The following is a 25,912-nucleotide window of genomic DNA, read 5'->3' as shown; positions in this document are numbered from 1 at the left end:
ACACCCCGCCGAGTCGGCGGGCGTCAGGCCGAGGCCATCTCCGAGAGACGCTTGAGCGCCTTTCGTACGACCTCGGGGTCGGTCGTGGCCCACATCGGCGGCAGGCTGGCCTTGAGGAATCCGCCGTAGCGGGCGGTGGCCAGGCGGGCGTCGAGCACGGCCACGACACCACGGTCGGTGGTGGTGCGGATCAACCGGCCGGCCCCCTGCGCGAGCAGCAGCGCCGCATGGGTGGCGGCGACCTGCATGAACCCGTTGCCGCCGGCCTTGTCGGCCGCTTGCTGCCGGGCCGACATCAGCGGGTCGTCGGGCCGCGGGAACGGGATCCGGTCGATGATCACGAGCTGGCAGGTGTCGCCGGGGACGTCGAGGCCCTGCCACAGCGACAGCGTGCCGAAGAGCACCGTGTGCGGGTCGGCGACGAACTGCGCGGCGAGCTCGGGCAACTGGGCGTCTCCCTGGGCCAGCGTGGTCAGGTGAGGCAGCTTCTGGCGCACGACCTCGGCGGCGGCCTCGGCGGCACGCCGGGACGAGAAGAGCCCGAGCGTACGCCCGTCGGCGGCGTCGACCAGGTCGACGATCTCGTCGAGGGTCTTGGCACCCATCCCGTCGCGCCCGGGAGGGGGCAGGTGTCGGGCGACGTAGAGGATGCCCTGCTTGCCGTAGTCGAACGGGCTGCCGACATCGAGCCCGATCCACGGCAGCACGTCATCGGTGCGCTGCGCCCCGGCGCCCACCTCGGTGCGCTCCTCCGCCTTGAGCCCGAGCGATCCGGCCACGGGACCGAAGTCGCCGCCGAGCTTGAGGGTCGCCGAGGCGAAGACGACGGTCTTCTCGGTGAGCAGCTTCTCGCGCATCTGCGCCCAGACCTGGAGCGGAGCCACGCAGAGCCGGGGCGGGATCCGCTCTCCGCCCTCGTTGAGCCAGATCACGTCGTGGTCGGAGGCGGCAGCCATCCGCTCGGCGGTGTTGAAGACCTCCTGCAGGCCGCCCTTGGCCTGCTGGAAGCCGGGGTCGGCACTGTCGGAGTCCTTCGGCTTCGGGAGCGCCGAGATCGCGGACCGCGCGGCGTCGCGCACCAGCACGAGCGCATCGGAGATGACCTCCGGCAGGGTCACGAACCGCCCGGGCGAGCTCTCGGTGATCGCGGCCCGCAGCGCGTCGGAGGCGTCTGCCAGGTCGTCGGCCTCGGAGCCCTCGATGTGCTTCTGGGCCCGCCGGGCGGCCCGTTCCACCTCGGCCGCGGTCAGCTCGTCGGTCGCCGCCTGGGTCACCCGGGCGACGAGCTCGTGGGCCTCGTCGATCACCACGGCGTCGTACTCCGGGATCATCGGCACACCCTCGATCGCGTCGATCGCGAGCAGGGAGTGGTTGGTGACGATCAGATGGCTCTTCTGGGCCTTGTCGCGAGCGACCTCGACGAAGCACTCCTCGCCGAAGGGGCACTTGGCGGCGCCGAGGCAGTCGCGGTGGTTGACGGAGACCTGGCGCCACTCACGGTCGGTGTGGCGGGGCGCGGAGTCACGCTCGCCACTGCCGCCCTTCTCCGCCTCCTTCTCGGCCCAGCTGCGCAGCTCGAGGACCTTCTCGGCCATCGGACCCAGCGGGACGTCGACCAGGGTGCCCTGGTCGTCGGGAGCTCCCTCGCGCACCCGATGGAGGCAGGCGTAGTTGGAACGGCCCTTGAGGACGGCATAGGACGCGTCGACGCCGGGACGCGAGCCGATCGCCTTGACCAGGCGCGGCAGGTCGCGCTCGACGAGCTGGTGCTGCAGCGCCAGGGTCGCGGTGGCGATCACGACCCGGCTGTCGTGGAGCAAGGAGGGGACCAGATAGGCCAGCGACTTCCCGGTGCCGGTTCCCGCCTCGACCAGCAGGTGCTCCTCGTCGACCAGGGCCTGCGCGACCGCGTCGGCCATCATCACCTGACCCTCGCGGGTGGCTCCGCCGAGGGTCGCGACCGCATCCGCCAGGGCTTCACGTACGGGCGTCTGGGAGGCGATCTCGGTTGATGTCACTCGGGCAACCTTAGCCGTGCGCGGGGACAGTCTCCGATCGGCTCTCCGCGATCCGCTGGGCGACGATCTCCCCGAACTGCATGTGACCCGCGACCGTCAGGTGGGTGTTGTCCTCGAGCATGGGCAGCTCGAGGTCGAAGACGTTGATGTACGTCACCCCGTACTCCGCCGAGACCCGCCGCATCATCTTGTTGACGGCCCTGATGGCCTTGGCCCGGGAGTTCACCTTCGGCGCACTGAGCACGACGACCTCATGGTCCTTCAGCTCGTCCAGGGTGGCCCGGAAGCCCTTCTCGACGTCGTCGAGATCGCTCTTGGAGTCGTTGATCCCGCCCTCGAGCACGACCAGGTCGGCCCCTTGCGCCACCGCGTCGGGGACGCGCTCGGGGAACGAGATCGGGCCGCACCGCTCCATCAGCGCGTGCGAGTAGCCGGTGCCGCCGAAACCGGAGACACGCACCTCACCGTCGAGATAGCGCGGCCAGGACAGACCGGGGTCGTCCAGCCCGAAGCCAGAGGCCCAGGAGTCACCGATCACCACGACGCGCTCGCCGGCACCGGTCACCACGGAGGCGCGGGTCACCGACTCGGCGGCCAGTCGGGTGCACAGGTCCTGGGTCACCTCGGACTGATGGCTGGCCTTCTGTCCCGGGAGCGCGCCCTCGTCCTGGCTGCCACAGCCTGCGAGCACGGCCACCAGGACAGCACCAGCCAGCGCGCTCACGACCGTGGCGCGCGCCGCGTGGCGTACCTCTGTCCGCATCCCTGCCCTCTCCGACGACTGATCGTCCCAAGTGTGAGGGACGAGCTCGGCATCGCCAATGTCGCAACGCCGGATCAGCCTCCGAGATCAGGCAGAGTGCGCGCTGCGCTCGCTCAGTTCGTACGCAGCCAGCTCACCGGCCAGGTCCGCGTTGGCGCGACCCTTGACGACGGTGCCTTCGGGCGTGTGCTCGAGGTGGTCGATCTCGCCGTGCTGGTGGATCCGGTTGACCAGGTCTCCCCGCTCGTAGGGAAGCAGCGCGGAGAACTCGACTCCCGGCCGCGGCAGGTCGGTCTCGACGGCCTTGATGGCCGCGTCGATGCCCTCGCCGGTCTTGGCCGAGACCGCGACCGAGTGGGGCTCGGCGCGCAGCAGCCTGGCGATCACCAGCGGGTCGGAGATGTCGGCCTTGTTGATCACGACCAGCTCCGGCACCTCGCTGGCACCGATCTCGGCGAAGACCTCGCGCACCGCCGCCAGCTGACCCTCGGGGTCGGGGTGGGAACCGTCGACCACGTGCACGACCAGGTCGGCGTCGGCGACCTCCTCCAGCGTCGAGCGGAAAGCCTCGACGAGCTGGTGGGGCAGGTGACGCACGAAACCGACGGTGTCGGACATCGTGTAGACGCGGCCGTCCTCGGTCGTCGTCTTCCGGGTGGTCGGGTCCAGGGTCGCGAAGAGGGCGTCCTCGACGAGCACCCCGGCGCCGGTGAGCCGGTTGAGCAGCGACGACTTGCCGGCGTTGGTGTAGCCGGCGATCGCGACCGCCGGGATGTGGTGGCGCTTGCGGTCGGCACGCTTGGTGTCGCGGGTGCCCTTCATCGCCTTCAGCTCACGGTTGAGCTTGGCGATCTTGGTGTTGATCCGGCGACGGTCGGTCTCGATCTTGGTCTCACCGGGACCACGGCCACCGATACCGGCACCGCCGGCGACACGGCCACCGGCCTGGCGGGACAGGTTGCCACCCCAACCACGCAGCCGCTGCTTCATGTAGCTGAGCTGGGCGAGCTCCACCTGCGCCTGGCCCTCGCGGGACTTGGCGTGCTGGGCGAAGATGTCGAGGATCAGCGCGGTCCGGTCGACGACCTTGACCCCGGTGCGGTCCTCGAGGTTCCTGAGCTGGCTCGGCGCCAGCTCGCCGTCGGCGATCACGGTGTCGGCGCCGGTCGCAGCGACGATCTCCTTGAGCGCCTCGACCTTGCCGCGTCCGATGTACGTCGCGGGGTCCGGCGCCTGGCGACGCTGGTAGATCGCCTCGAGAACCTCTGAGCCGGCCGTCTCGGCCAGGAGCGCGAGCTCGGCCAGGGAGTTCTCGGCGTCGGTCTGGGTGCCGCCGGCCCACACGCCCACGAGCACCACTCGCTCCAGGCGAAGCTGGCGGTATTCGACCTCGGTGATGTCCTCGAGCTCGGTGCGCAGGCTGGCGACGCGCTTGAGCGCGTGGCGCTCGGCGAGCTCCATCGCACCGACGGTGGGGTCGGTGTCCTCAGGATCCTCGTCGGCGTAGCCCGACTCGAAGCCATCGTCGAGCGCGTCCCAGTCCTCGGTGGCCTCGAGCTCGTCAGCGAGTGAGAATTCGTGTGCGTTGTTCGTCATATACCAACAAGGATACGGCGCCGCTCCACCCGGGGGACAATGCTTATCCGCGGGCTCGATCCGGGGCCGGTCTCAGCGCTGCTCGAGCGCCTCTCGCAGGACCTGTCCGACGTCCTCGGGCCGCTCGGCGACGTACGCAGCCCCGCCGGTCGCATCGGCGATCGCCTGCAGCGTGCCGAGGTCGGCGTCGGCGGTGATCCCGATCCCCAGGACGCGGACCGGCCGCCGCGGGTCGGAGGCAGCCCCCAGCTGGCGTACGAGCTCTGCCACGTCCATCGAGTCGGGATCGTCGTTGGTGCCGTCGGTGAAGAGCAGCACGTCGTTGGAGGCCAGCGGGTCGTAGGAGGCGACCGCGGCCTGGTACGCCGCGAGGGCGGTGTCGTGCAGGGAGGTACCGCCGCCGGTGCGCGCGGTGAGACCGGCGATCTCCGCGGTCAGCTGCGCGCGCTGGTCCTTCGAGGCCAGCTGCCGGGTGGGAACCAGCACCTTGTGGTCGCCGCCGAGCGTGCCTTCGGTCTTCTCGGAGAAGGCCCAGAGCCCGATCGCGGCGCTACCGGGAAGCAGACCCACGGCCTCCGACGCGGCCTCCTGGGTGAGCTGGAGGCGGGTGGTGGCGCTGTCGGGAGCGGACGGCCAGGCCATCGAGCCCGAGACGTCCATGACCGCGATCGCCCGCGTCGGCCGAAGCCTGGCGTTCCACTCCGAGGCCGTCTGCGCCACCGTGGCCGAGTCGACCCGGGTGTACGCGCCCACGTTGGGGGACGGCTTGCCGGCGCCGCTGGTGCGGAACCCGGCCCGGGTCAGCGCGGTGTCGGCGGCGCCGCTGTCGAGCACCCGGGCGAAGCTGGTGATCGAGGCTGCGATCGAGTTGCGGCGCGAGGAGTCGGCGGTGATCAGGACCGGGTAGTCGAGGACCACCGTGCCCTCCTTCGGCGCACTGGCCTTGAGCGCCGGTGCGTACGTCGACCACTGCTGCTCGCTGGTCGCGGTCACCCCGCTCATCACCGTCTGCAGCTCGGCCAGGCGCCCCGAGTCGGTCGGCCCGGCGCCCTCCTCCCCGGAGGCGATCCGCTCTGCGTACGGGTCCAGCTTGGCCTCGCTCTGGGGCTTGCCCCGGCTCGCGACGGCCGTGCCGAGCGCGCTCATCATCCGCTGGGGATCACCCATCAGCAGGTCGTCCTCGGCGAAGGCCTCGGCGAAGGAGGTGCGGGTCAGGCCATCACCGGAGACGAGCACGACCGGCGAGGAGGCCATCGAGGCCCGCAGTGTCACCGGCTCGGCGGCCGGGTCGATCCGGTCCAGCCAGAGCGAGGAATCGGGGATCCATACGTCGGGGAGATCGCCGTCGAGCGCCATCGGCTGGAGGACCTGGTCGGTCTTGGCCGCCTCCACGTCGAACTGGCCACAGCCGGCGTCCTCGAGGATGTTGCCCACGACGGTCGCCGCCTCGGGAGCCACCGCGACCGTCATCTGCGGGCCGAGGCAGGTCTGCTCACCGCTCGAGGCCGACTCGCCGCTGGCGACCAGCGCGGTCGCGATCAGGCATACGACCAGCACGCCGGCCGCACCGGCGATCACCCTGACCGTCTCCCGCGTCAGTCGTGGCTCGCGCGGGGACTCGCTCGCACCCGCCGGCCCCGCGGGGTCGGGCTCGATGATCGCGAGCGCCTTCGACGTACCGGTGTCCGCCTTATCGGACATGCGAACTCCCCTTGCTCCGACGTCCGCGGAACGGTCTGAAACGGGCCGCGGCTGGCGCACACATTAGCGGTGCGCCAGCCGTCGGGGTACTACTTGCCTCCAGTTACTTCGGTGGCATCCGGATGCCGCCGTCGACGCGGATCGTCTCGCCGTTCATGTAGTCGTTGGTCAGACACTCCACGACCATGCTGGCCAGCTCCGCAGGCTCACCGAGCCGGTGCGGGAACAGCACGCTCTCGCCGAGCTTGGCCTTGAACGCCTCCGACTCCGGGCCCTCGCCGTAGATCGGGGTGTCGATCAGCCCCGGGGCGACGGTGTTGACACGGATCCCGACCGCGGCGAGGTCGCGCGCGAGCGGGAGGGTGAGGCCGACGACGCCGCCCTTGGACGAGGAGTAGGACACCTGCCCGATCTGGCCGTCGAAGGCCGCCACGCTGGCCAGGTTGACGATCGCGCCCCGCTGCCCGTTGGCGTCCGGCTCGTTGCGGCTGATGTAGGTCGCCGCCTGGCGGCACATGTCGAAGGTGCCGATCAGGTTGATCGCGATGACCTTCTTGTACGCGTCCAGGTCGTGCGCCGACCCGATCTGACCGTCGCGGCCGATCGTCCGCTGTGCCCAGCCGATCCCGGCCGAGTTGACCACCGCCTTCAGCGGCGCGATCTCCACGGCCCTCTCCACGGCGTTGGTGATCTGGTCGGTGTCGGTCACATCAACGGGCACGAACAGCCCCTTGATCTCCTCCGCCAGGGCCTCGCCCTTGTCCTTCTGCATGTCCGCGACGATCACCGTCGCACCCTTGGCCGCCAGCGCCCGGGCGGTCGCCGCCCCGATCCCGCTGGCCGCTCCGGTCACGATCGCTGTGCTATCAGTCAACTCCATGGGCAGCACCCTAGACGTGACCACCCCCACGAGGGTGAATAACCGTTAACCGTCTCGCGGTCAGAGCGAGGTGGTGCCCTCGGCGATCAGGACAGCGGGCCCGGTGAGCAGGACTCGGTCGTCGGTCGTCCAGGTGACGTGGAGCGTGCCGCCGGGAACATCGACCCGGTACGTCACATCGGCATCGCGCGCGATCGCGAGGCCGTCGGCCTCGGCGGCCGCGACCATCACCGCGCACGCTCCGGTGCCGCACGAGCGGGTCTCGCCGGCGCCGCGCTCGAAGACCCGCATCGCGACGTGGCGCTCGGCGACGCGCGCGAAGAACTCCACGTTGACCCCGTGCGGGTAGACCGCCTCGTCGAAGACCGGGGAGTCGTAGAGGTCCCCGACGGGGCCGTGCGGGTCGATCGACTCGACCTCGGCGGCCGCGTGCGGGTTGCCCATGTCGACGTTGCAGGCCGACCAGAAGTGGTGGGCGACGGTGACCTGGGTCGACCCGAGCAGCTTCGGCGAGCCCAGGTCGGCGGTCCAGACGTCCCCGTCCGCGCGCAGGGTCTTGTCACCGGCCCGCGTCGCGAAGGTGACCTCGTCGCCGGCGAGACCGGCGGAGCGCAGGTACTCGGCGAAGACCCGGGTGCCGTTGCCGCACATCTCGGCCAGGGTGCCGTCGGCATTGCGGTAGTCCATGAACCACTCCGCGTCGCTGACCGGGCGGTCCTCACCGGTGTAGGCGGCGGTCCGGATCACCCGCAGGATGCCGTCGCCGCCGATGCCGGCCCGGCGGTCGCACAGCGCCCGCACCCGGTCGGCCATCTCGTCGTCCGGGAGGGCACCGTGCACCGAGCCGTCGAGGTCCGGCAGCAGCACGAAGTCGTTCTCCGTGCCGTGCCCCAACACGTAGGCGTAGGTCATCAGTAGAGGGACTTCGAGTAGGTGTCGGTGCGGTAGTAGTCCTCCATCTCCGCAAGCGTACGCGGGTCGTTCTCGACCTGCTTGGCGATGACCGCGCGCTTGGGAAGGTGGTCGGGGTCCCAGGTCTCCGGGTCCCACAGACCCGAGCGCAGGAACGCCTTCGCGCAGTGGAAGAAGATGTCGTCGATGTCGACGACCAGGGCGAGGATCGGCCGCTTGCCCTTCACGACCATCTCGTCGAAGAACGGTGCGTCCGAGACCAGTCGGGCACGGCCGTTGATCCGCAGCGTGTCGCCACGGCCCGGGATCAGGAAGTTGAGCCCGACGTGAGGGTTGGCGAGCACGTTGCGGTAGCCGTCGACCCGCTTGTTTCCCGGCCGCTCCGCGATCGCGATCGTCTTCTCGTCGATGACGTGCACCAGCGACCCGGCCGGGTCGCCCTTGGGCGAGGCGTCGCAGTTGCCGGCGGCGTCCGAGGTCGCGAGCACGCAGAACGGCGTCGCGGCGAGCCACTGCCGGTCGATGTCGAGGAGCGCGGGGCGCCCCTTGGTCACCGCGCGCTCGTTCGGGACGCCGACCAAGTCGACGAGCTCCTCGAGCGTGCTGATCTCAGTCCAGGTAGGGGTCACGGGCTCAGGGTACGAGGCGTGCCCGCGGGCGGCCGAATCATTTCGCGCTCGCTCAGACCGTCGGTACCTCGCCCCGGCGGGCCCTCAGCCACTCGATCGGGTCGCCCCGGTCGACCTCGACACCGGCCATCCGGAGCATCATCCGGACCAGCAGACGCCGATGGGCTGCGTACGTCAGGACGTGGGCGACCACCGACCCGATCTGGAAGCTCTCCGGCGGCTCGCACAGGGCGTCGATGAGCCGGTCCTCCCAGGCGCCGCGTCGCTCGATGTCACGCACGACCGCCAACCACCGCGCCGCCACGGCCTCGTGCCGCTCGACGAGCGCGACACCTGCGTCGGCACGGCTCCGGACCGGCATGGAGAGTCCCTCGATGGAGGCGACCCAGCACTCCTTGGCCCACACCGTCGCCTCCAGGACCTGCGTGATCGACTCCTCCGGACCGTCCCACTCCAGCACCTCGTGGCCGGCCAGCCGCACCTGGGTGAGCACCTCCGCGGGCAGGCCCTTGGCGAGGTCGAGCAGGGCTCTGGTGTCGTCGAGGTCGTGCATGACGAGCTGCTCGGTCAGCGGCGAGAGCACCCGCTCCTGGGAGTCGACCCACAGCGACTCCGGCGGATGGAAGTGGATCCCGTTCGGGGCCGGCAGCCAGTGGCTGACCGCTGCGGTGCTCGGCGGGTGCCCGAAGGCCTTCGCATAGGCCCGCGAGAACCCCTCCATGGACTCGTACCCGGCAGCCCAGGCGGCATCGGTCACCGTGCCACCTTGCCGCAGCTGCCACGCGGCGCGCTCCAGCATCACCCGGCGCCGCATCGCGACCGGTGGCTCGCCCGCACCCCGGGAGAGCAGCCGGTTGAAGTGATAGGGCGAGGTGTAGGCGTCGCCGGCCATCTGCGCCAGCGTGCGCGGCTCCCCGTCGTCGGCACCGTCGAGCACCGCGTCCAGCAGCTCCCGCAGCCGGTCACGCTCGTTGCCGCTCACACCGCCACCGCCCGCACCGCCGCGACCGCCTTCTCGAGACGGGACGGATCGTCGTAGGAGACCCATACGACCCGCGGATCCTTGCGGAACCAGGCATCCTGCCGCCGTGCGAACTGCCGGGTCTTGATCGCCGTCCGCTCCATGGCCTCCTCCAGCGTCGTCTCCCCCTCGAGGTAGGCGGCGACCTCCTTGTAGCCGATGGCCTTCGACGCGGTCCGCGACCGCCCCAGACCGGCCTCCAGGAGCCGGGCCACCTCGTCGACGAAGCCGGACTCGAACATCTCCGAGACGCGCTGCCGAATGCGTACGTCCAGTGCCTCCCGGGAGATGTCGACGCCGATCTGGATGGAGGCCGGGTCGTGGTAGACCTGCTCGGGCAGCCGTGCGCTGAACGGCTCGCCGGTCAGCTCGATGACCTCCAGGGCGCGTACGACGCGGCGACCGTTGTCGATCTCGATCCGCTCGGCCGCGACCGGGTCCAGTGCTCGCAGACGGTCGTGAAGTGCCTTCTCACCTGCGGTCTCGAGCTCCTTCTCCAGACGCTCCCGCACCTCGTTCGAGGTCCCGGGGAACTCGAACCGGTCCAGGATCGCTCGCGTGTAGAGAGCGCTGCCGCCGACCAGCACGGGGGTCTTCCCCTCATTGCGAAGCGTCGCGATCTCCTCGCGCGCCAGCGTCTGGAAGTCGGCGACGGAGGCCGGTTCGGCGATGTCGAGGAGGTCGAGGAGGTGGTGCGGGATCCCGCGTCGCTCGGCGACCGGCAGCTTCGCCGTCCCGATGTCCATACCGCGGTAGACCTGCATCGCGTCGGTGTTGATGACCTCGCCGCCGAGTGTCTCCGCGAGGTCGAGGGAGAGCGACGTCTTCCCTGCCGCGGTGGCTCCGACGACGGCCACGATCGGGGTGGCAGATAGGGGAAAAGATCCCAAGTCACGTAGTCCATGCGGCCCATCCGGGTCGCGTGTCCCCCTGTTGCTGTCGTACTCCATGCGGTTAGTCTGGCCGCAAGTTGGCTCATACGGGGAGCCACCGATCCAGAGGGGGAAGCATGAGCTTCTTGGACAAGGCAAAGGATCTCATCGGGCAGGGCGTCGACAAGGTCGGTGCCGACAAGGTCGGCGAGGGCCTGGACAAGGCCGGCGAGTTCGCCGACGAGAAGACCGGTGGCAAGTTCAGCGACCAGATCGACCAGGGCGTCGAGACCGCCAAGAACGAGGCAGAGAAGCTCGACGGCGGCAACTGAGCCATCCTCAGTCTTCGAGGCGGGGAGCAACCCAGACCGGGTTGCTCCCCGCCTCGCGTTTACGATCAGGCGCGGTACGCCACCCACCCGTCGATCATGCGCTGCACCTGACCCGGCGTGAACTCGTCCATGCACGCGTCCTCGGTGTAGTCCATGAAGTTGTGGATCGGGTCGAGACCCGGAGCGGTGCAGGTGTCGGAACCCTCCGGGCAGCCGAAGGCCGGCGCGGCCTCGGCCGGGGTGTCGGCGACCTGGTCACCCTTGCCGCGGCACCCACCCTGGAAGGTGTGGTAGAGGTGCAGCCAGTGGCCGACCTCGTGGGTGGCGGTGTCGCCCTCGTCGTACGGCGCCGCCGAGCCGCCGGGCAGCGACTCACCGAGGATGACCACCCCGTCCTGCGATCCGATGTTCTTGGTCGGGAAGGTCGCCCAGCCGAGCAGACCGTCGTCGATCTCGCCGATGTAGACGTTCAGGGCGTTGTCGCCGCCCTGGCGCAGCGTCGACTTCATGTCCCGCTCGCCGGCCGAGCCGGAGATGATCGGATACCAGGCCGGGTTGATCGTGGTCTCCTGGCCGGCCACCTCGAAGGAGAACGGCGTGCCGGCGTACGCCGCGTTGAGCACGTCGATCTGGGCGTCGATGTTCGCCTGCGGGACGGCGCCGGTGGTGGCGTCCTCCTGGATGACGTGGATGTAGGTCGGGATGGTCGTCGCGGCGAGGTTGGCGCTGCCGCCCTTCTTCCCCTGCGCGGCCAGCGCGCTGGAGAGTGCCTTCTCCTTGGCGTCGGCCTGCTTCGCGGTCAGATGGTTCGTGTCGCGGACCTGCTTGGCCCCTTCGGCGACGCGGGCGGCGCCGACCTCGTGCGGGTCGAAGCAGGCATCTCCTCCTGCGGACGCCTGCATGGCGCCCGCGGGCGCCGCGGCTGCCAGACCTGATGCCACGAGCACTCCGAGTGCGCTCATCGCCACTGCTCTGCCGGCCAGCTTGGGAATCGACATGGGGTATCCCTTCCTGAGACAAGTTGCCTCAGGCTAGAGCAGAAATACCCTCACGGGGAACGGCGTTACGGAGAATTTGCTGTTCGCGCAACCGAGTGCCGCAGGATCAGCCGCAGGCCGGGGCGACCGGTAGCGGAGCGGGTACGCCGACCGACGGCATGCCGAGCCCGACCGAAGCGGCCTCGGGCTCGGGACGGCCCTGACGCGCCTCCCAGGCGTCGCCGGAACGGGTGCGGCGTACCTCGAGCACAGGGTTGTCGGCGACCAGGTGGTGCGGGGCCGCGTAGGTGATCTCGACCTTGACCATGTCGCCAGGACGTACGTCCTCGGCGCCGGCCGCATTGAAGTGGACGAGGCGGTTGTCGGGAGCGCGACCGGAGAGCCGGTGGGTCTCGGAGTCCTTGCGGCCCTCCCCCTCGGCGACCATCAGCTCGAGCGTACGTCCGACGTTCTTCTTGTTCTCCTCGTAGGCGATCTCGTTGACGAGGTCGACGAGGCGGCCGTAGCGGTCCTTGACCACCTCTGGAGAGATCTGGTCGGGGAGATCGGCGGCTGGGGTGCCGGGACGCTTGGAGTACTGGAACGTGAAGGCGGAGGAGAAGCGCGACTCGCGGACCACGTCCAGGGTGCCCTGGAAGTCCTCCTCGGTCTCCCCCGGGAAGCCGACGATGATGTCGGTCGTGATCGCCGCGTGCGGGATCGCCGCCCGGACGCGCTCGATGATGCCGAGGAACTTGGTCGACCGGTAGGAGCGGCGCATCGCCTTCAGCACCCGGTCGGAACCGGACTGCAGCGGCATGTGCAGCGACGGCATCACGTTGGGCGTCTCGGCCATCGCCTCGATGACGTCGTCGGTGAACTCGGCCGGGTGCGGGCTGGTGAACCGGACCCGCTCCAGGCCCTCGATCTCGCCGCAGGCGCGCAGCAGCTTGGAGAAGGCCTGCCGGTCGCCGAACTCCACGCCGTAGGCGTTGACGTTCTGGCCCAGCAGGGTGACCTCGGTGACGCCCTCGGCGACCAGCGCCTCGATCTCGGCGAGGATCTCGCCCGGCCGCCGGTCCTTCTCCTTGCCCCTCAGGCTCGGGACGATGCAGAAGGTGCAGGTGTTGTTGCAGCCGACGGAGACCGACACCCAGGCGGCGTAGGCCGACTCACGCTTGGTCGGCAGCGTCGACGGAAAGACCTCGAGGGACTCCAGGATCTCGACCTGGGCCTCCTCCTGCACCCGCGCCCGCTCGAGAAGCACCGGGAGCGAGCCGATGTTGTGCGTCCCGAACACCACGTCGACGTACGGCGCCTTCTTCGTGATCGTCGCCCGGTCCTTCTGCGCGAGGCAGCCACCGACGGCGATCTGGAGGTCCGGGTTGGCCTCCTTGATCGGGGCCAGGTGGGAGAGGTTGCCGTAGAGCTTGTTGTCGGCGTTCTCCCGGACCGCGCACGTGTTGAACACGACCACGTCGGCCTGGGTGCCCTCGGTCGCCTTCAGGTAGCCGGCATCCTCGAGCAGACCCGAGAGGCGCTCGGAGTCGTGGACGTTCATCTGGCAGCCGTAGGTGCGGACTTCGTACGTACGGGCCGATGCGGAGCTCGAGGCGGTGGACACGGTCATAGCGTCCTCAAGAGTACGGCGATCAGGTGCAACGGCAGGAAATCCCGACCAGTTATCCGCTTGTAACCGATACCGGGGACCAATTCATGGATGTGCAATGCAGGATGTGGTTAGGTCTGCGGCATGACCGTGCTTGACACCGAACCCGCCAGCGCACCCTCGGGCGACGCCCTGGTGGTTCTTGACCACGTCGACAAGCACTACGGCGACCTGCACGTGCTCCAGGACATCAACATGGAGATCAAGCGTGGCGAGGTCGTCGTGGTGATCGGGCCCTCGGGTTCGGGGAAGTCGACCCTCTGCCGCACGATCAACCGGCTGGAGACGATCGACTCGGGGACGATCACGCTCGACGGCAAGGAGCTGCCCGCCGAGGGCAAGGGCCTGGCCAAGCTGCGGGCCGAGGTCGGGATGGTCTTCCAGAGCTTCAACCTCTTCGCCCACAAGACGATCCTGCAGAACGTCACGCTGGGCCCGATGAAGGTGCGCAAGCTGAAGAAGTCCGAGGCTGAGGCCGAGGCCAAGAAGCTGCTCGACCGCGTCGGCGTGGGCGCCCAGGCCGCGAAGTACCCGGCCCAGCTCTCCGGCGGTCAGCAGCAGCGCGTCGCGATCGCCCGGGCGCTGGCGATGAAGCCGCAGGTGATGCTCTTCGACGAACCCACCTCCGCGCTCGACCCGGAGATGGTCAAGGAGGTGCTCGACGTCATGGTCAGCCTCGCCAAGGAAGGCATGACGATGATCGTGGTCACCCACGAGATGGGGTTCGCTCGCGTCGCCGCCGACCGTGTCGTCTTCATGGCCGACGGCCAGATCGTCGAGTCCAACACCCCGGCCGAGTTCTTCGACAACCCGCAGTCCGAGCGCGCCAAGGACTTCCTCGGCAAGATCCTCAAACACTGAAACGTACGTCTCGGGTGAGCCGTTGGCTCGCAGACCCCTGCATGACACTCAACACTCATTCCAGAAGGTGGATTCGATGAAGTTCCAGAAGATCGCCGCGGTCGCGGGAGTCCTCGCGCTCGCCGGCTCGCTCGCTGCCTGTGGTGGCAACGACGACACCGGCTCCGACGCCGGCGGCGACAAGATCAAGATCGGCATCAAGTTCGACCAGCCGGGCCTCGGGTTCAAGGAGGCCGACGGTGACTACTCCGGCTTCGACGTCGACATGGCGGAGTACATCGCCGAGGGCCTCGGCTACGACGACGACCAGATCGAGTGGGTCGAGGCCGTCTCCGCCAACCGCGAGACGTTCCTCAAGGACGGCACCGTCGACATGATCCTGGCGACGTACTCGATCACCGACGAGCGCAAGGCCGAGGTCGACTTCGCCGGCCCGTACTACATCGCCGGCCAGGACCTTCTGGTCGCCGCCGACAACACCGACATCACCGGCCCCGAGTCGCTCGACGGCAAGAAGCTCTGCTCGGTGACCGGCTCGACCTCGGCCCAGAAGGTCAAGGACGAGTACTCCAAGGGCGTCCAGCTGCAGGAGTTCGACACCTACAGCAAGTGCGTCACCGCGATCGAGGGCGGCCAGCTCGACGCGATGACCACCGACGACATCATCCTGGCGGGCTACGCCCAGCAGTCGCCGGGCAAGTTCAAGATCGTCGGCGCTCCCTTCTCTGAGGAGAACTACGGCGTCGGCCTGCCCAAGGGCAGCGAGGACCGCGACAAGATCAACGACCTGATCGAGCAGTCCTTCGAGGACGGCGCCTGGGAAGAGGCGTTCAACGACAACCTCGGTGAGTCCGGTTACACGCTGCCGGAGCCGCCGGCCGTCGACCGCTACTGAGCAACGTCATGCCGAGCCGGCGCAATCGGCCCGCTGCGAAGCGAGGACCGCATTGCGCCGGCTCGGCGTGACCGAAGCAGACGCATTCTGAACCATCCTGGAAGGACCCATGGACCTCTTCTCCGAGTACGGGTCAGCCATCCTGACCTCGTTCGGGCTGACTCTGAGGCTTGCCGTCTACAGCGGCATCTTCGCGCTCATCCTCGGCACCGTGCTCGCCGTGTTCCGGGTGTCCCCGGTGCCGGTGCTGCGGTTCGTCGGTGCGGCCGTCGTCTACACGTTCCGCAACACGCCGCTGACGCTGGTGATGTTCTTCGCGCTCTTCGGGCTGGCTTATCAGCTGGGCTTCAACCCCGCACCTGACGACCTCTACGAGAACAACTTCCGTCTGGCGGTCCTGGCGCTGGGGATCTATACCTCGACGTTCGTGTGCGAGGTGCTCCGTGCGGGCATCAACACAGTGCCGCTCGGACAGGCGGAGGCGGCCCGCGCGATCGGACTCACCTTCACCCAGAACCTCAGGCACGTGGTTCTACCGCAGGCGCTGCGATCGGTGATCAACCCACTGGCCAGCGTGCTGATCGCGATGACCAAGAACACCACCGTCGCCGTCACCATCGGTGTCGTCACCGCGACGGGCGTCAACGAGGCATCGGGCCAGATGAAGACCATGATGGAGAACGAGTCCGACCAGATCCTGCTGATCTTCATCATCTTCGCGATCGGCTTCATGATCCTGACCCTGCCCATCGGCTTCGTCGCCAACTGGGCCTCCAAGCGATTCGCGGTGATCCGATAATGGCCGCCTCCGTCCTCTATGACGCACCCGGCCCGCGCGCCAAGGCACTCAACCGGGTCTACTCCGCCATCACGGTGGTGCTGCTCCTGGTCATCGCCTGGTTCGTCTGGGCAAAGTTCGACGAGACCGGCCAGTGGGATGCCGAGAAGTGGACACCGTTCCTCGAGGCACCCGCCTGGGAGAACTTCCTCATCCCCGGCATCATCGGCACGCTGAAAGCCTTCGCGGTCGGCTCGGTCCTCGCGCTCGCCTTCGGGTTCGTGTTCGCCGTCGGCCGGCTCTCCCAGAGCAAGCTCGTCAGCCTCCCTTCGGCAGTGGTCATCGAGTTCTTCCGCTCCATCCCGATGCTCCTGCTGATGATGTTCATCTACTTCATGCAGGCGCCGCTCGGATTCGACACCGACGTCTTCTGGGCGGTCGTCCTCGGCCTGATGCTCTACAACGGCTCCGTCCTCGCCGAGATCATCCGAGCCGGCGTCGGGGCGCTACCCAAGGGCCAGACGGAGGCAGGTGTCGCGGTCGGACTCTCGGACGGGCAGGTGATGCGTTCGATCCTGCTGCCCCAGGCGGTGCGCTCGATGCTTCCGGCGATCATCGCCCAGCTGGTGGTGCTCCTCAAGGACACCGCGTTGGGCTACATCCTCGCCTACAGCGAGCTGCTCAACCAGATCGTCAAGCTGGACGGCAACTTCAAGAACCTGATCCCGGCAGCGATCGTGGTCGCAGCGATCTACATCATCCTCAACACGATTCTCGGCCTCGCGGCGAACTACGCCGAAGCACGCACCCGGCGTGTGGCACGCACTGCGGCACCGGTCGGTCACGCCGGCGCGATCGACCCGGTCGCCGCCGAGGCCGAGCTCGTTCAGAAGGCGAACGCTGCCAACGCCGGTGGCGCCGGGCCCGGCGCCTGAGCATCCGGACAGACCAACGGCCCGCTGCCCCTCCTCGGGGCAGCGGGCCGTTGCGTACCTGCTCTTACTTCTTCTTCGGGGTCACCCAGAGGTTGATCGTGCCCTCGATGGCCACGGTGCCGTCCTCGCGGATGCCCTTGACGCGCACCGCGAGGTCTCCGTCGGCGGCGTCCCACTGCTCCTGGTCGGTCTCCGCGATGCACGTGATGTCGGTGGAGGCCTTGGCCGTGTAGGAGACGGTCATCCCCTTGGGGATCCAGCGCTTGTCGCGCGGGATGGTGACCTCCGCAAGGGCACCCATCGCCATCTCGAGACCGTTGCACAGCGCGATGGCGTGAACGGTGCCGATGTGGTTGTGGTTGCCCTTGCGGTTCGGGACGATGACCTCGGCGTAGTTGGGTCGCAGCTGGTTGACCAGCGGGTGGATGGACCCGAAGTAGGGCGCCTTCTTCGCGAACGCGACCGAGAATGCTCTCTTGCCTACAACGGGGACACGGTTGAAGGACTTCCAGAGGTCGTAGAGCTGGCTCATGGCGGTCAGGTTACCCGAGGGTAACCTCCTCCCCTCTCCTGGCCCGAGATCAGGAGAGGGAGAGGAAGACCTTCTCGAGCTCCTCGATCTGCTCCGGGCGATCTCCGTCGGCGTGCGCGCGGCGCAGCTCGTTGGAGAGCAGCGCGAAGGCCGCCTTGTCGAGGGCGCGGGTCACTGCCTTGAGCTGGCCGACCACATCGGCGAGCTCGCGGCCGTCTTCGATCATGCGGAGCACGCCGCCGAGCTGGCCCTGAGCCCGGCGGACTCGATTGACCACGCTCGTCGTCTCCGCGTCCCGAGGCTGGGGGACGGTCACGTCGTCAGTCAAAGTCTTGCCTTCCATCGTTTCTGGCATCATTCCTGGCTCGTTGTTGTATCCCCCGGGGGACAACGGTCCAGACCAGTGGGCGTTACGGTTCTTTTTGGTTGATTCCAGTTTTCGCCCACACGAGACCGAACTTCGTGCTAGTTGCCCGTCTGCCAGACGATCTCGACGCGGTTGCCGAACGGATCGCGGACATGGAAGCGCTGGAATCCGTCGGCGTTGTGGCGCTGGCTCCAGTCGACATCGAAGCCCAGGCTCGCCAACCTCGCGCCCGTGGCCTCGAGGTCCGCCTCGGTCTCGACCGCCAGGGCAGGATGGGCCTTGGCCTGCGGTCGGTGCGGGTCCTCGACACCGAGGTGGATCTCGGCGCCGCCCGGCGAGCGGAACCAGGCGCCACCGCGCTTGGCCAGCTCGGCCGGCTTCGGCACCTCGGACAGCCCGAGGCCGTCGGCATAGAAGGTCAGGGCCTCGTCCTCGCGGCCGGCAGGCATGCCGACCTGCACGTGATGGATGCGCATCATGCCTCCAGTCTGCGGGCGACCACGAAGACTCGGCGGAACGGGAGCAGGACGAAACTGTTTCCTACCGAATCGTTTCGTACGGGATAGGCCTGTGCCAGACGGTTCTTGAGCTCCTCGGCGAAGGGCTCGAAGAGACCGGCCTTCTCCAGAGCGGCAGCAGTGGGGCGGAGGCTCGTTCCAGAGATCCAGGTGAAGACCGGGTCCGCCCCGGTCAGCACGTGGAGGTACGTCGTCTCCCAGACATCGACCTCGAAGCCCTCCCGCACCAGCACGTCGTAGTAGTCGGCCGGGTCGTGCGACCCGGGCGCCTCGAGGTGACGGGCGTGCTCGGCGTAGGGCTCCTCGGCGGCGAGCTCCTCGCGGAGCCTGTGGCTGGGCTCGTCGAAGTTGCCCGGGACCTGGAACGCGAACCAGCCGCCCTTCCCGACCGCGCCGGCGAGCAACGGGAGCAGGTCCAGATGGCCGGGAACCCACTGGAGGGTGGCATTGGAGAGGAGTACGTCGACCGATCCCGGCACCACCGAGTCTGCCCAGTCGCGAAGGTCCGCCACCGCGAAGTCCACGCCGTCGATGGTCGCGCGTGCCTTGTCGATCATCGGCGCGCTGGAGTCGAGTCCGACGACCCTGGCCTCCGGCCAGCGGCCGGCCGCGAGGGCGGTCAGGTTGCCGGGACCGCAGCCGAGGTCGACCACCGTCTTCGGACGATCCGCGTCGATCCGGCGAAGAAGATCGACGAAGGGGCGGCCCCGCTCGTCGGAGTAGGTCAGATAGCGCTCGGGATCCCATGCGGTCATGGCGTACGTCCTCTCGATTTCTCTTGATGTCAAGATATCCAGATCGTCTCGCCGACTTGTCTCGATGTCAAGATTCTCGATGAGGCGAGTTTGGGCTAGGCTCTCGCCATGCGCGACGAAGTCGACGACCTGAGCGAGGCCTGGGCACACGAGCGGCCCGACCTGGACCTGGGGCCCGTCGAGATCTTCTCGCGTCTCTCCCGCCTCTCGCGTCACCTCGACCTCGCTCGACGCGACGCGTTCTCGGGCTCCGGGATCGAGTCGTGGGAGTTCGACGTGCTCGCCGCCCTGCGCCGAGCGGGCGACCCCTACGAGCTCTCCCCCGGCAGACTGCTGCGCGAGACCCTGGTGACCAGCGGCACCATGACCAACCGCGTCGACCGGCTCGCCTCCCGCGGACTGGTCGAGCGGCTGCCGGATCCGGCGGACCGACGGGGTGTCCTCGTTCGGCTCACCCCCGACGGCAAGGCGACCGTCGACAGCGCCTTCGAGGCTCTGCTCGCGGCCGAACGGGAGTTCCTCGACAGTCTCTCCGACGACCAGCAGAGCCACCTCACCGATCTGCTGCGCCGCCTGCTGGTCCCCTTCTCGTCCTGACCAAGAACCGCGCCGAGTCGGCTCATCCTGACCGAAATCCCCGCCGAGTCGGCGCGTTATGACGCGCCGACTCGGCGGTTGATCTCGTCAGTTTGCGCCGACTCGGCGCGCTGGTCCCTACTCCAGCACTTCAGCGGCCTCGAGCCACTCCAGCTCGAGGTCATCCTTCTCCGCGGCGAGCTGATCCAGCTCTGCACTGAGCTCGGCGAGGCGGGTGTAGTCGTTGACCGCCTCGGCCATCGCGAGCTCGAGCTTCTGCTGCTGCTCGCCGATCCGCTCGAGCTGCTTGTCGATCCTGGCGATGATCTTCTTCGCCGCCCGCTCGTCGGCAGAGCCGGGCTTGGCCTTCGACGGGCCGGGCGCTGCCGTCTCGGCCGACGCGGGCGACGCCTCGGCCTGCGGGGCCGACGTCTCGGCGGGGATGGGGAGGCGGCGCTCGAGATACTCGTCGACACCGCGCGGGAGCATCGAGATCTGGCCATCACCGAGAAGGGCCCAGACGGAGTCGGTGACCCGTTCGAGGAAGTAGCGGTCGTGGGAGACGACGATCAGCGTGCCGGGCCAGGCGTCGAGGAAGTCCTCGAGGACGTTGAGGGTCTCGATGTCGAGGTCGTTGGTCGGCTCGTCGAGCAGCAGTACGTTGGGCTCGGTCAGCAGCAGGCGCAGCAGCTGGAAGCGGCGGCGCTCGCCGCCGGAGAGGTCGCCGATGCGGGTGACCAGCTTGTCGCCGGTGAAACCGAAGCGCTCCAGCATCGAGGTCGCCGAGAGCTCCTGGCCGTCGGTCGTCTTGGTGACGCGCTTGATCGACTCGACGGTCGGGAGGACCCGTGCCTCCGGATCGAGGTCGTCGAGCTGCTGGGTCAGGTGCTGGAGGGCGATGGTGCGGCCGTGGCGTACCTTCCCCACCGCAGGCGGGAGGGAGCCGTCCAGCAGCGACAGCACCGAGGTCTTGCCGGCGCCGTTGACGCCGACGATGCCGATCCGGTCCCCCGGACCGATGCGCCAGGTGGCGTGCGACAGCAGCTGCCGCTCGCCGCGGAAGAGGTCGACGTCCTCGACGTCGATGACATCCTTGCCGAGCCGTTGGGCGGCGAACTTCTGCAGCTCGAAGCGGTCGCGCGGCGGAGGTACGTCCTCGATGAGCTGGTTGGCGGCGTCGATGCGGAACTTCGGCTTGGACGTACGCGCCGGGGCGCCGCGGCGCAGCCAGGCAAGCTCCCTGCGGACCAGGTTCTGGCGGCGTACCTCGGTGGCGGCGGCCTGGCGGGACCGTTCGGCCTTGGCGAGCACGAAGGCGGCGTAGCCACCCTCGTAGGCGTCGACCTGACCGTCGTGGACCTCCCAGGTGAACTGGCACACCGCGTCGAGGAACCAGCGGTCGTGGGTGACCACGACGAGGGCGGACGAGCGCGCGGCCAGGTGTGCAGCGAGCCAGGCCACGGCTTCGACGTCGAGGTGGTTGGTCGGCTCGTCGAGGACGATCAGGTCGTGCTCCCCGAGCAGCAGCTCGGCCAGGGCACAGCGCCGACGCTCACCGCCGGACAGCCCCATCACCGCCCGGTCCAGGTCGATCCCGGCCAGGAGCTGCTCCACGATCTCCCGCAGCGCCGGGACGCCGGCCCACTCGTGGTCGGACCGCCCGCCGAGCACCGCCTCGCGGACGCTGTGGGAGTCGACGAGCTGGTCTCCCTGGTGCAGGAACCCGACGAGCAGGCCACGCTGGCGCGAGACGCGGCCGGAGTCAGGTTCCTCGAGACCGGTCATCACCTGCAGGAGCGTCGTCTTCCCGTCGCCGTTGCGGCCGACGATGCCGACCCGGTCGCCGGCGTTGATGCCGAGGGAGACGTCGTCGAGGAGGGGCCGGATGCCGTACGCCTTGGAGACGTGCTCGAGGTTGAGGAGGTTCGCCATATCGCCTCCCATTGTCCCCGAGGGCGGTGAGGCAGCCCGCATCGCGGCGGCCATCCAGCGGCACACCGGGCGGACGAAGACCCGCTGACCTGCTTAGACTCGGTGCAATGGCCGAGAAGACGCTCCGCGAGCACACCCATGGCTCGCGTCAGATGATCCTCGAAGCAGCGCTGCGGCTGGCCGCCGAGCGCGGCTATGTCGGCACGACGATGGCGCAGGTCCGCCGCGCGACCGGCCTCCCGCCGTCCTCCCTCTACTGGCACTTCTCCAACAAGGACCAGCTTCTCGCCGAGGCACTCGAGCACGGCTACACCCGCTGGCACCACGTCGCCCCGCGGTGGGAGCCGGCACCGATCGACAACGACCTGCGCAAGGGCCTGCTGGCCAACCTACGGCGTACGACGTCGGACACCCACGGCGCCAAGGCCGACTGGTGGCGGATGGGCCTGATGCTCGCCCTCGAGTCCGGACCAACGGTCGGCGATGGTCCGCGCGAGCGCTTCCTCCAGATCCGCACCCAGACGATGGCCGAGTTCGAGCGGTGGTGGTCCGAGGCGGTCAACCTTCCGGCCCCGCACATCGAGACCCTCGCGCGGCTGACGCTCGCGGCGCACGACGGTCTCTTCATCCACGCCCAGACCGACGAGCAGGCCGACCTCGAGCCGCTCCGGCGACGGCTCGCCGACGGGCTGGCCGAGGTCGCGGACCACCTCCGGAAGCAGGACCCGGCGGCCGTCCCGGAGCCCGTGGACCTGCCCCCGGTGACGTACGAGGGCAGGAGCAGCAGCCGCGAGAAGCTCGTCGCGGCGGCACTGGAGGTCGCCGCGGAGAGCGGCTACGAGGGCGCCTCGATCAGCCGGATCTGCGCGGCGGCGGAGCTGCCGGCCTCCTCGGTCTACTGGCACTTCGCGAACAAGGACGACCTGTTCTCGGCCGCGGTGGACGACTCCTACCGCGCCTGGAGCAGCGCCCAGTCCTCGTGGCAGCCGCCGAGCGCGGACGGCGACTGCCCCACTGATCTCCCCCTGTTGCTGAGGCCGCTGGTGGCCAGCCTGCACCGGCTGCCCCCGTTCCTGCGGATCGGCCTGATGCTGGTGCTCCCGACGCGGCCCGAGCCGCTTCCCGGCCGCGACCGCTTCCTTGCCGTACGCCGCCAGTCACGAGACGACTTCGCCGGATGGTTCCGCGGAGCACTCGGCGACGACGGGCCCGCGCACGCCGACGAGATGGCGGCGCTGCTGCTCGTGATCGCAGACGGACTTCTCTTTGCCGAGGCGCTCGACAGCGCCGACATGCCACCGGCCACGACCTCGGACCTGCTGGCGCGACTGGTGACGGCGACGCCGTTTCATACACAGATCAGCCACTGACCTACTACCGTAGGTCCACAGAAGGTTTACGGCGCTAACGGACGGAAACGCATCGAACTGTATGTCGTGTCATCTATTTCCGCAGGTCAGGAATGAGATTTATCCAACATTTGCTCCACAACCTCCGGAACGATCGTTACAGTGACTGCTGTCACAGAGAGTTGGAGGCCCCAGATCCCCCCTTCGTGGTGCCTCCGTCTCATTAAGGAGATCCCCCCCATGAGCGTCACTGCTATCCCCACCCTGGCTAGTCAGCACGACCATGAAGGTGCCCCGAGGACGACCTCTTCGGCGACCCCGTCTGCGACGAAGGCCCTCCAGATCCTGGAGGCATTTCTCGGAGCCGGCCCCAAGCTCGGTGTCAGCGAGATCGCTCGCACCGCGGGCCTTCCCAAGTCGACCGCCTTCCGCCTCCTGCGTCACCTCGAGCAGAGCGGGTACGTCGAGCGCATCGGCCGCCACTACGTACTCGGCCGGCGGCTCTTCGAGCTCGGCAACGCGGTCCAGATCTGCCGCCCGCAGGGCATCCGCGAGACCGCGATGCCGCATCTGGCCGAGCTCTACGTGGCGACCGGCAAGACCGTGCACCTCGCCATCCTCGAAGGCACCGACATCGTCATCCTGGAGAAGATCACCGGACGCGGTGGCATCCAGCCGGACACGTACGTCGGCGGGCGAGCTCCCGCCGCCTGCTCCGCGCTCGGCAAGGCGATCCTCTCGTTCAGCGACCGCAACCACATCGCGGCCGTGCTCGAGTCCGGTCTGGTGCGGCGCACCCGCCACTCGCACGGCGACCCGGCGAAGTTCCTCGCCGAGCTCCGCCGCGCCAACAGCGAGCGCATCGCCTTCGACCGCGAGGAGGCCCAGCTCGGCATCGTCTGCGCCGCGGTCCCGATCATGATCGAGGGCCGTGCGATCGCCGCAGTCTCCGTCTCCGGCGGTGCCGCCGGCTTCAACGCCGCCAGCATCACCCGCCACCTGCGCCGTGCCGCCGCGGCGATCTCCGACGAGGTCGTCTCCAGCGCCGCCTGACCCTGGCCGAGGCGTCACGTACGTCGGCCGAGGCGTCGGTTTCGTCGGTCGAGAAGTCATGCGCTGACGTCTCGACCGACGTACCTGACGTCTCGGCCGACGGGGCTGACGTCTCGACCGACCGGGGTGACGTCTCGGCGGGGTGGGTCAGTAGGTGACCAGGTGGGCACCGGCGACCGGGCCCGGAGCGGTCCAGACGCGGTCGTACGCCTTGGCCTGCATCGATCCGGCGACCTCACGGGCGTGGGCGGCGTCGCGGCAGAGCATCAGGACCGTCGGACCCGAGCCGGAGAGCTGCACGGCCAGGGCGCCTGCCTCGGCGCCGTCTGCGAAGGTCTGGGCGAGGTCGGGGCGTAGCGCCAGGGCCGGCGCCTGCAGGTCGTTGGTGAGCGCCTCGGCGAGCAGCTCCGCATCACCCTTCTCCAGCGCCATGAGCAGGCTCTCGGGCACCTGCGGGTCGCCGACCCCGGTCCCGGCGTGCTCGTCGAAGGCGCGGTAGACCGACGGCGTCGACAGTCCCTGCTCGTTGCCGACCGCTACCCACCACCAGGCGCCGTTGTCGGTGACCGGCTCGACGATCTCGCCACGGCCGCCGCCGATGGCGGTGGCCCCGATGAGCGCGAAGGGTACGTCGGAGCCCAGCTGCCCCGCCAGGCTCAGCAGATCCTCGTCGGGCGTCTCCAGCGACCACAGCCGGTCCAGGGCGACGAGCGTCGCGGCGGCGTCGGCCGAACCACCGGCGAGTCCGCCGGCGACCGGGATGCCCTTGTGGATCGCGACCTTCGCGGCTTTGTCGATGCCGTGGTGAGCGGCGAGCGCTTTGCCTGCGCGCACGACGATGTTGTCGTCACCGGTCGGGACCTCCGCCAGCGCGATGTGGTCCTCCGCGGTGAGGGTGACCTGCCACCGGTCGGCCTCGCTCACGGTGACGTCGTCGTAGAGCCCGATCGCCTGGTAGACGGTCGCCAGCGGGTGGAACCCGTCCGCGCGGACCGGCCCGACGCCGAGGTGCAGGTTGAACTTCGCGGCCGCGCGCACGGTGATCGTCATGAGGGGACCTTCTGGAGCGATTCGGTGATGCGTACGAAGTCCGCGATGGTCAGCGCCTCACCGCGCGCCAGCGGGTCGATCCCGGCCGCCACCAGCGCCTTCTCGGCGGCGTCGGCAGAGCCGGCCAGAGGCTTGAGTACGCCGCGCAGCGCCTTGCGACGTTGCGCGAAGGCGGCGTCGATGACCGCGAAGACCTCTTCGCGCGAGACCGTCGTCGACGGCGGCTCGCGGTGACGCCAGTAGACGAGTCCGGAGTCGACGTTCGGCGCCGGCCAGAAGACGTTGCGGCCGATCGCGCCGGCGCGGCGCACCTCGGCGTACCAAGCGGCCTTGACCGACGGGACGCCGTAGACCTTGGAGCCCGGTGTCGCGGCGAGTCGGTCGGCGACCTCGGCCTGCACCATCACCAGCCCGTGGCGCAGCGAGGGCAGCAGGGACATCAGGTGCAGCAGGACCGGCACGGAGACGTTGTAGGGCAGGTTGGCGACCAGGGCCGTGGGCGGCGGTCCGGGGACGGAGTCGACCCGGAGGGCGTCCGCGCGGAGCAGGCTGAACGCGTCGGCCTGGTCGGGGGCGTACTCCTGGATGGTTCTCGGCAGCCGCTGTGCCAGGACCTCGTCGATCTCGATCGCGGTCACCTTCGCGCCGGTCTCGAGGATGGCGAGGGTGAGCGACCCGAGGCCGGGGCCGACCTCGACGACGACGTCGTCGGCACCGACTCCGGACTCGCGCACGATCCGGCGCACGGTGTTGGCGTCGATCACGAAGTTCTGCCCACGCTGCTTGGTGGGGCGCAGGTCGAGTTCGGCTGCGAGCGCCCGGACCTCCGCGGGCCCCAACATGCGAGTCGGAGTGCGGTCGGTCATGTCACACAGCGTAGGCCCCACACCGCCGAGTCGGCGCATCTGTCCCGCCCCACAACGCCGAGTCGGCGCGTCTGT

At 69.0% G+C, this 25,912-nt stretch carries 26 protein-coding genes; 8 read left to right on the top strand and 18 right to left on the bottom strand.

Annotated features, from left to right (window positions below; all coding sequences use genetic code 11):
• Positions 1 to 23: 23 nt before the first annotated feature.
• The 9 genes from BLT25_RS24255 to miaA form a co-directional block, all read right to left on the bottom strand.
• Positions 24 to 2,018, bottom strand: a complete 1,995-nt coding sequence (locus BLT25_RS24255) for an ATP-dependent DNA helicase (RefSeq protein ID WP_091051603.1) — start codon at positions 2,016 to 2,018, stop codon at positions 24 to 26.
• Between the two features lie 10 nt (positions 2,019 to 2,028).
• Positions 2,029 to 2,781 carry an SGNH/GDSL hydrolase family protein gene (locus BLT25_RS24250; protein WP_091051601.1) on the bottom strand — a complete coding sequence of 251 codons (753 nt, stop codon included), beginning with the start codon at positions 2,779 to 2,781 and terminating at the stop codon, positions 2,029 to 2,031.
• Between the two features lie 87 nt (positions 2,782 to 2,868).
• Positions 2,869 to 4,377, bottom strand: a complete 1,509-nt coding sequence (gene hflX, locus BLT25_RS24245) for a GTPase HflX (protein ID WP_091051599.1) — start codon at positions 4,375 to 4,377, stop codon at positions 2,869 to 2,871.
• Between the two features lie 72 nt (positions 4,378 to 4,449).
• Positions 4,450 to 6,078, bottom strand: coding sequence for a VWA domain-containing protein (locus tag BLT25_RS24240; RefSeq protein ID WP_091051597.1), 1,629 nt, complete (start codon positions 6,076 to 6,078; stop codon positions 4,450 to 4,452).
• A gap of 103 nt (positions 6,079 to 6,181) precedes the next feature.
• Positions 6,182 to 6,958 (bottom strand): SDR family NAD(P)-dependent oxidoreductase, encoded by a 777-nt coding sequence (locus BLT25_RS24235; RefSeq protein WP_091051594.1) that lies wholly within the window; start codon positions 6,956 to 6,958, stop codon positions 6,182 to 6,184.
• Between the two features lie 60 nt (positions 6,959 to 7,018).
• The gene (dapF, locus tag BLT25_RS24230) at positions 7,019 to 7,870 is read right to left on the bottom strand and encodes a diaminopimelate epimerase (protein WP_091051593.1); all 852 of its coding nucleotides are present in this window, start codon (positions 7,868 to 7,870) and stop codon (positions 7,019 to 7,021) included.
• Positions 7,870 to 8,499, bottom strand: a complete 630-nt coding sequence (locus tag BLT25_RS24225) for a pyridoxamine 5'-phosphate oxidase family protein (protein WP_091051590.1) — start codon at positions 8,497 to 8,499, stop codon at positions 7,870 to 7,872. The genes dapF and BLT25_RS24225 overlap by 1 nt, the downstream gene beginning before the upstream one ends.
• A gap of 52 nt (positions 8,500 to 8,551) precedes the next feature.
• A complete protein-coding gene (locus BLT25_RS24220; RefSeq protein WP_091051587.1) occupies positions 8,552 to 9,481 on the bottom strand; it encodes a helix-turn-helix transcriptional regulator in 930 nt (309 codons plus the stop codon).
• On the bottom strand, positions 9,478 to 10,410 hold the full coding sequence (miaA, locus tag BLT25_RS24215; RefSeq protein WP_091051584.1) for a tRNA (adenosine(37)-N6)-dimethylallyltransferase MiaA: 933 nt from the start codon (positions 10,408 to 10,410) through the stop codon (positions 9,478 to 9,480). The genes BLT25_RS24220 and miaA overlap by 4 nt, the downstream gene beginning before the upstream one ends.
• A gap of 119 nt (positions 10,411 to 10,529) precedes the next feature.
• Here miaA and BLT25_RS24210 point away from each other — a divergent pair, with 119 nt between their 5' ends.
• Entirely contained in the window at positions 10,530 to 10,724 is a 195-nt protein-coding gene (locus BLT25_RS24210; RefSeq protein WP_091051581.1) for an antitoxin, read from the top strand.
• A 65-nt stretch (positions 10,725 to 10,789) separates the two neighbouring features.
• Here BLT25_RS24210 and BLT25_RS24205 read toward each other — a convergent pair whose 3' ends face one another.
• Both BLT25_RS24205 and miaB read right to left on the bottom strand, forming a co-directional pair.
• On the bottom strand, positions 10,790 to 11,722 hold the full coding sequence (locus BLT25_RS24205; RefSeq protein WP_091051578.1) for a zinc metalloprotease: 933 nt from the start codon (positions 11,720 to 11,722) through the stop codon (positions 10,790 to 10,792).
• A gap of 106 nt (positions 11,723 to 11,828) precedes the next feature.
• Positions 11,829 to 13,331, bottom strand: coding sequence for a tRNA (N6-isopentenyl adenosine(37)-C2)-methylthiotransferase MiaB (miaB, locus tag BLT25_RS24200; protein WP_091051575.1), 1,503 nt, complete (start codon positions 13,329 to 13,331; stop codon positions 11,829 to 11,831).
• 123 nt (positions 13,332 to 13,454) lie between these two features.
• Here miaB and BLT25_RS24195 point away from each other — a divergent pair, with 123 nt between their 5' ends.
• The 4 genes from BLT25_RS24195 to BLT25_RS24180 all read left to right on the top strand — a co-directional run bounded on the left by BLT25_RS24195 (position 13,455) and on the right by BLT25_RS24180 (position 16,839).
• Positions 13,455 to 14,231 carry an amino acid ABC transporter ATP-binding protein gene (locus BLT25_RS24195; RefSeq protein WP_091051573.1) on the top strand — a complete coding sequence of 259 codons (777 nt, stop codon included), beginning with the start codon at positions 13,455 to 13,457 and terminating at the stop codon, positions 14,229 to 14,231.
• Positions 14,232 to 14,307: 76 nt separating this feature from the next.
• A complete protein-coding gene (locus BLT25_RS24190; protein WP_091051571.1) occupies positions 14,308 to 15,126 on the top strand; it encodes a glutamate ABC transporter substrate-binding protein in 819 nt (272 codons plus the stop codon).
• Positions 15,127 to 15,235: 109 nt separating this feature from the next.
• Positions 15,236 to 15,925: an amino acid ABC transporter permease gene (locus BLT25_RS24185; protein ID WP_091051568.1), complete on the top strand. Its 690-nt coding sequence runs from the start codon at positions 15,236 to 15,238 to the stop codon at positions 15,923 to 15,925.
• Positions 15,925 to 16,839: an amino acid ABC transporter permease gene (locus BLT25_RS24180; protein ID WP_091051566.1), complete on the top strand. Its 915-nt coding sequence runs from the start codon at positions 15,925 to 15,927 to the stop codon at positions 16,837 to 16,839. The genes BLT25_RS24185 and BLT25_RS24180 overlap by 1 nt, the downstream gene beginning before the upstream one ends.
• A gap of 64 nt (positions 16,840 to 16,903) precedes the next feature.
• Here BLT25_RS24180 and BLT25_RS24175 read toward each other — a convergent pair whose 3' ends face one another.
• The 4 genes from BLT25_RS24175 to BLT25_RS24160 form a co-directional block, all read right to left on the bottom strand.
• A complete protein-coding gene (locus tag BLT25_RS24175) occupies positions 16,904 to 17,371 on the bottom strand; it encodes a hotdog fold domain-containing protein (protein WP_091051563.1) in 468 nt (155 codons plus the stop codon).
• Between the two features lie 49 nt (positions 17,372 to 17,420).
• On the bottom strand, positions 17,421 to 17,687 hold the full coding sequence (locus BLT25_RS24170) for a metal-sensitive transcriptional regulator (protein WP_008362591.1): 267 nt from the start codon (positions 17,685 to 17,687) through the stop codon (positions 17,421 to 17,423).
• A 149-nt stretch (positions 17,688 to 17,836) separates the two neighbouring features.
• Positions 17,837 to 18,217, bottom strand: a complete 381-nt coding sequence (locus tag BLT25_RS24165) for a VOC family protein (protein ID WP_091051561.1) — start codon at positions 18,215 to 18,217, stop codon at positions 17,837 to 17,839.
• Complete coding sequence (locus tag BLT25_RS24160) at positions 18,214 to 19,011, bottom strand: methyltransferase domain-containing protein (protein ID WP_091051558.1); 798 nt, start codon at positions 19,009 to 19,011, stop codon at positions 18,214 to 18,216. The genes BLT25_RS24165 and BLT25_RS24160 overlap by 4 nt, the downstream gene beginning before the upstream one ends.
• Before the next feature lie 108 nt (positions 19,012 to 19,119).
• On the opposite strand from BLT25_RS24160, the gene BLT25_RS24155 reads away from it, so the two are divergent.
• Entirely contained in the window at positions 19,120 to 19,608 is a 489-nt protein-coding gene (locus tag BLT25_RS24155) for a MarR family winged helix-turn-helix transcriptional regulator (RefSeq protein WP_091051555.1), read from the top strand.
• 117 nt (positions 19,609 to 19,725) lie between these two features.
• Here the strand turns inward: BLT25_RS24155 and BLT25_RS24150 are convergent, their stop codons facing one another.
• Positions 19,726 to 21,519, bottom strand: coding sequence for an ABC-F family ATP-binding cassette domain-containing protein (locus BLT25_RS24150; RefSeq protein ID WP_091051552.1), 1,794 nt, complete (start codon positions 21,517 to 21,519; stop codon positions 19,726 to 19,728).
• Between the two features lie 107 nt (positions 21,520 to 21,626).
• Here BLT25_RS24150 and BLT25_RS24145 point away from each other — a divergent pair, with 107 nt between their 5' ends.
• Positions 21,627 to 22,889 carry a TetR/AcrR family transcriptional regulator gene (locus BLT25_RS24145; protein ID WP_091051550.1) on the top strand — a complete coding sequence of 421 codons (1,263 nt, stop codon included), beginning with the start codon at positions 21,627 to 21,629 and terminating at the stop codon, positions 22,887 to 22,889.
• A 219-nt stretch (positions 22,890 to 23,108) separates the two neighbouring features.
• Positions 23,109 to 23,921 (top strand): IclR family transcriptional regulator, encoded by an 813-nt coding sequence (locus tag BLT25_RS24140; protein WP_091051548.1) that lies wholly within the window; start codon positions 23,109 to 23,111, stop codon positions 23,919 to 23,921.
• Positions 23,922 to 24,068: 147 nt separating this feature from the next.
• Here the strand turns inward: BLT25_RS24140 and BLT25_RS24135 are convergent, their stop codons facing one another.
• Together BLT25_RS24135 and rsmA are read right to left on the bottom strand one after the other, a co-directional pair.
• On the bottom strand, positions 24,069 to 24,971 hold the full coding sequence (locus tag BLT25_RS24135) for a 4-(cytidine 5'-diphospho)-2-C-methyl-D-erythritol kinase (RefSeq protein ID WP_091051546.1): 903 nt from the start codon (positions 24,969 to 24,971) through the stop codon (positions 24,069 to 24,071).
• Entirely contained in the window at positions 24,968 to 25,837 is an 870-nt protein-coding gene (gene rsmA, locus BLT25_RS24130; protein ID WP_091051543.1) for a 16S rRNA (adenine(1518)-N(6)/adenine(1519)-N(6))-dimethyltransferase RsmA, read from the bottom strand. Before rsmA ends, BLT25_RS24135 begins: the two co-directional genes overlap by 4 nt.
• Positions 25,838 to 25,912 lie beyond the last annotated feature (75 nt).

Origin of the sequence: Nocardioides sp. YR527 (assembly GCF_900101045.1) — a bacterium.
GTDB lineage: Bacteria > Actinomycetota > Actinomycetes > Propionibacteriales > Nocardioidaceae > Nocardioides.
This window is presented reverse-complemented; position numbering and strand designations above follow the sequence as displayed.

What these genes read in the sequence shown, in the direction of transcription:
- BLT25_RS24160 (WP_091051558.1), bottom strand. Translation starts at nt 19,011, where the DNA reads ATGACCGCATGGGATCCCGAGCGCTATCTGACCTACTCCGACGAGCGG.
- BLT25_RS24205 (WP_091051578.1), bottom strand. Translation starts at nt 11,722, where the DNA reads ATGTCGATTCCCAAGCTGGCCGGCAGAGCAGTGGCGATGAGCGCACTC.
- BLT25_RS24185 (WP_091051568.1), top strand. Translation starts at nt 15,236, where the DNA reads ATGGACCTCTTCTCCGAGTACGGGTCAGCCATCCTGACCTCGTTCGGG.
- BLT25_RS24180 (WP_091051566.1), top strand. Translation starts at nt 15,925, where the DNA reads ATGGCCGCCTCCGTCCTCTATGACGCACCCGGCCCGCGCGCCAAGGCA.
- BLT25_RS24145 (WP_091051550.1), top strand. Translation starts at nt 21,627, where the DNA reads ATGGCCGAGAAGACGCTCCGCGAGCACACCCATGGCTCGCGTCAGATG.
- BLT25_RS24175 (WP_091051563.1), bottom strand. Translation starts at nt 17,371, where the DNA reads ATGAGCCAGCTCTACGACCTCTGGAAGTCCTTCAACCGTGTCCCCGTT.
- BLT25_RS24195 (WP_091051573.1), top strand. Translation starts at nt 13,455, where the DNA reads ATGACCGTGCTTGACACCGAACCCGCCAGCGCACCCTCGGGCGACGCC.
- BLT25_RS24210 (WP_091051581.1), top strand. Translation starts at nt 10,530, where the DNA reads ATGAGCTTCTTGGACAAGGCAAAGGATCTCATCGGGCAGGGCGTCGAC.
- BLT25_RS24250 (WP_091051601.1), bottom strand. Translation starts at nt 2,781, where the DNA reads ATGCGGACAGAGGTACGCCACGCGGCGCGCGCCACGGTCGTGAGCGCG.
- BLT25_RS24140 (WP_091051548.1), top strand. Translation starts at nt 23,109, where the DNA reads ATGAGCGTCACTGCTATCCCCACCCTGGCTAGTCAGCACGACCATGAA.
- BLT25_RS24150 (WP_091051552.1), bottom strand. Translation starts at nt 21,519, where the DNA reads ATGGCGAACCTCCTCAACCTCGAGCACGTCTCCAAGGCGTACGGCATC.
- rsmA (WP_091051543.1), bottom strand. Translation starts at nt 25,837, where the DNA reads ATGACCGACCGCACTCCGACTCGCATGTTGGGGCCCGCGGAGGTCCGG.
- BLT25_RS24155 (WP_091051555.1), top strand. Translation starts at nt 19,120, where the DNA reads ATGCGCGACGAAGTCGACGACCTGAGCGAGGCCTGGGCACACGAGCGG.
- hflX (WP_091051599.1), bottom strand. Translation starts at nt 4,377, where the DNA reads ATGACGAACAACGCACACGAATTCTCACTCGCTGACGAGCTCGAGGCC.
- BLT25_RS24240 (WP_091051597.1), bottom strand. Translation starts at nt 6,078, where the DNA reads ATGTCCGATAAGGCGGACACCGGTACGTCGAAGGCGCTCGCGATCATC.
- miaB (WP_091051575.1), bottom strand. Translation starts at nt 13,331, where the DNA reads ATGACCGTGTCCACCGCCTCGAGCTCCGCATCGGCCCGTACGTACGAA.
- BLT25_RS24165 (WP_091051561.1), bottom strand. Translation starts at nt 18,217, where the DNA reads ATGATGCGCATCCATCACGTGCAGGTCGGCATGCCTGCCGGCCGCGAG.
- BLT25_RS24235 (WP_091051594.1), bottom strand. Translation starts at nt 6,958, where the DNA reads ATGGAGTTGACTGATAGCACAGCGATCGTGACCGGAGCGGCCAGCGGG.
- dapF (WP_091051593.1), bottom strand. Translation starts at nt 7,870, where the DNA reads ATGACCTACGCCTACGTGTTGGGGCACGGCACGGAGAACGACTTCGTG.
- BLT25_RS24190 (WP_091051571.1), top strand. Translation starts at nt 14,308, where the DNA reads ATGAAGTTCCAGAAGATCGCCGCGGTCGCGGGAGTCCTCGCGCTCGCC.
- BLT25_RS24135 (WP_091051546.1), bottom strand. Translation starts at nt 24,971, where the DNA reads ATGACGATCACCGTGCGCGCGGCCGCGAAGTTCAACCTGCACCTCGGC.